This is a genomic window from Gordonia sp. i37, from assembly GCF_002043085.1.
Taxonomy (GTDB): Bacteria; Actinomycetota; Actinomycetes; order Mycobacteriales; family Mycobacteriaceae; genus Gordonia; species Gordonia polyisoprenivorans.
This window is the reverse complement of record NZ_MVPX01000209.1, coordinates 1-2,731: the sequence shown is the minus strand read 5'-3', so window position 1 is coordinate 2,731 and position 2,731 is coordinate 1. Positions and strand designations below refer to the sequence as shown.

Sequence of the window (2,731 nt, the reverse complement as noted above, 5' to 3'; positions counted from 1 at the left end):
CGAGTTCACGCGCGCTGTCGATCGGGACGACCTCGACGGCGGCGGGTTCACCGGCCCCGGCGGTCGACCCGGCCACCACGGTGACCTCGGCACCGCGCTGTGCGGCCGCGCGCGCGAGCGCGAAACCCTGTTTGCCGGAGCTGTGATTGCCGAGGAAACGGACCGGGTCGAGCGGCTCGCGGGTGCCGCCCGCGCTGATCAGCACGCGTACCCCGGCGAGATCGTGCGGCAGTGCGTCGGCGCGGTCGAGCAGGAGCTCACCGATGAGGGCGATCTCCTGCGGCTCGGGCAGTCGCCCGGGTCCGCTGTCGGTCCCGGTGAGCCGGCCCGAGGCGGGCGTCATGACGATGTTGCCGCGCTCCCGCAGCGTCGCGACGTTGGCCTGGGTGGCGGGATGGCGCCACATCTCGGTGTGCATCGCGGGCACGAACAGCACCGGACACGTCGCCACCAGCAGCGAGGCGGTGAGCAGGTCGTCGGCGCGGCCGGTCGCGGCGCGGGAGAGCAGATCGGCGGTCGCCGGGGCGATGATCACCAGGTCGGCGCCCTGGCCGAGCCGCACGTGGACGACCTCGTCGACGCCGTCGAAGACCTCGGTGCTGACCGGGTTACCGGAGAGCGCCTCGAAGGTCGCGGCGCCGACGAACTCCAGCGCGTTGCGCGTCGGCGCGACCCGGACGTCGTGGCCGTCCTCGGTGAAGTGCCGGATCAGCGAGCACACCTTGTAGGCGGCGATCCCACCGCCCACCCCGATCAGGATGCGCTTGCGGCCGCGTGCTGCCGGGCCGGTCGTCGCTGCGGTCATCTGCGGGCCCGCGGGGTTCCTACTCGCCCTCGGTGTGCTCGAGCAGGTCGGAGTGGATCTCGCGCATCGCGATCGACAGGGGCTTCTCCTGCAGGCCCGGCTCGACGAGCGGGCCGACGTACTCGAGAATGCCGTCGCCGAGCTGGTTGTAGTAGTCGTTGATCTGCCGGGCGCGCTTGGCCGCGTAGATGACCAGCGCGTACTTCGATGAAGCGCGCTCGAGGAGGTCGTCGATCGGCGGGTTGGTGATCCCCAACGGGGTGTCGTAGGCCGGTGCGTCGGCGATCTCGGTCATGTCGAAGTTGGTCTGCGTGCTCACGCGAACTCCTGGGAGTTGTCGGGGTGGAAAGTCTGTGAGGTTGGAAGTCTGTTGGGGTTGATGTCCGGGCGGGAACCGGCGTCGTCGGCGCCTGCGGCGGTCAGCTCGCCGCTGATTCGGGTCCGACCAGCAAGGATACCAATTCGTCGGCGGCGCGGTCGACTCGGGAGTTGACGATGACGTGATCGAACTCGTCTTGAGCAGCCATCTCGGTGCGCGCGGTGGCCAGTCGGGCGTCGATCGCCTCGGGCGTTTCGGTACCCCGACCACGCAATCGTGACTCCAGTTCGTCCCAGCTCGGCGGCGCCAGGAAGACCAGGTGCGCCTCCGGAAGTCGGCGTCGCACATTGCGGGCGCCGACCAGATCGACCTCGAGCAGAACCGGCACGCCGGACTCCAGCGCCTGCTCCACGGGGCGCAACGGTGTGCCCGAGCGCTGCAGCCCGCCGTGGATCTCGGCCCATTCGAGCAACTCGCCGTCGGCGATCATGCGGTCGAAGTCGGCGCGGGAGACGAAGTGGTAATCGCGTCCGTCGACCTCGCCGGGGCGGGGATCGCGGGTGGTCACCGAGACACTGAACCACAGGTCGGGAACCAGCTCCCGAACCCTGCCGACGACCGTCGACTTGCCCACAGCAGAGGGGCCGACCAGTACCACCAGTCGGCCCCTCGTACGTGTGGGCTGGCCCATCACGCTGCTGTGTTCGTTGTGCTCGGTCAGGAGCTGAACTTCTCGAGCAACGCCTTGCGCTGACGATCGCCGAGACCGCGCAGGCGGCGCGTCGGGGCGATCTCCAGCTCGTTCATGATCTCCTGCGCCTTGACCTTGCCGACCTTCGGCAGGGCTTCGAGCAGGGCCGAGACCTTCATCTTGCCCAAGATCTCGTCATCTTCGGCATCCTTGAGCACCTGCTTGAGGTCGGTGCCACCACGCTTGAGACGCTCTTTGAGCTCGGCGCGCGCTCGGCGGGCGGCAGCAGCCTTCTCCAACGCAGCGGCGCGCTGCTCGTCTGTCAACTGGGGAAGCGCCACGGGTTCCTCCGTCTTTCGTTATCGATCTGGACTGCACCGGCACCGTGTGGTGCCCGGTGGCGTGTGGCCGCTCGTGAGCGGGTGCGGTGGGTCGCTGCGACGGATCGCCACGACTGGCACTCACCGATTTGGTGCGGCGAAAGCGACCGTACCCACGTGAGCAGGCATTTGCGAGGGCCACCCCTGCCAAGCGCCGCGTGGGCGGTGCTGTAGGTTGCCCGCGGACCGCCCGCCGGTGGGCGGGTCGATCGGGCATCACCGTACCCCATCAACCCGGATGGTTGCGACCATAACCGCAGGTGAGCGGGGTGTGTCGAGGCCGACACCAGAATGCGGCGATCTCGCCGAGCGACGACCGACTCTGCCCACGGCGACAGCTCTGGGACTGGTGTGACGGGTGTGGTCACGCCGAATTGCTCCGAACATTCCCCGCACGTTGCGCGTGTCGTGGGACCCGAACCGGCAAACGGAGGACCTGCTCGGCGGATCGGCTCAGCGGTCTGTCGGGACCGTCGCGATCGCCACGGTCCCGCCGCCGGGGCGGGCCCGGACCGTCAGGGATCCGCCGGCGGGGG

4 protein-coding genes are annotated in these 2,731 nt (G+C 69.3%); all 4 read right to left on the bottom strand.

Annotated elements, in window-relative coordinates; genetic code table 11:
* On the bottom strand, window positions 1–805 hold an 805-nt coding region (gene coaBC, locus B1964_RS09665; protein ID WP_139765687.1), incomplete at its 3' end, for a bifunctional phosphopantothenoylcysteine decarboxylase/phosphopantothenate--cysteine ligase CoaBC.
* A gap of 19 nt (window positions 806–824) precedes the next feature.
* Window positions 825–1,124 (bottom strand): DNA-directed RNA polymerase subunit omega, encoded by a 300-nt coding sequence (rpoZ, locus tag B1964_RS09660; protein ID WP_006370263.1) that lies wholly within the window; start codon window positions 1,122–1,124, stop codon window positions 825–827.
* Between the two features lie 100 nt (window positions 1,125–1,224).
* Complete coding sequence (gmk, locus tag B1964_RS09655; protein ID WP_079929616.1) at window positions 1,225–1,815, bottom strand: guanylate kinase; 591 nt, start codon at window positions 1,813–1,815, stop codon at window positions 1,225–1,227.
* Between the two features lie 26 nt (window positions 1,816–1,841).
* Window positions 1,842–2,156 (bottom strand): integration host factor, actinobacterial type, encoded by a 315-nt coding sequence (gene mihF / locus B1964_RS09650; RefSeq protein WP_006370261.1) that lies wholly within the window; start codon window positions 2,154–2,156, stop codon window positions 1,842–1,844.
* Window positions 2,157–2,731 lie beyond the last annotated feature (575 nt).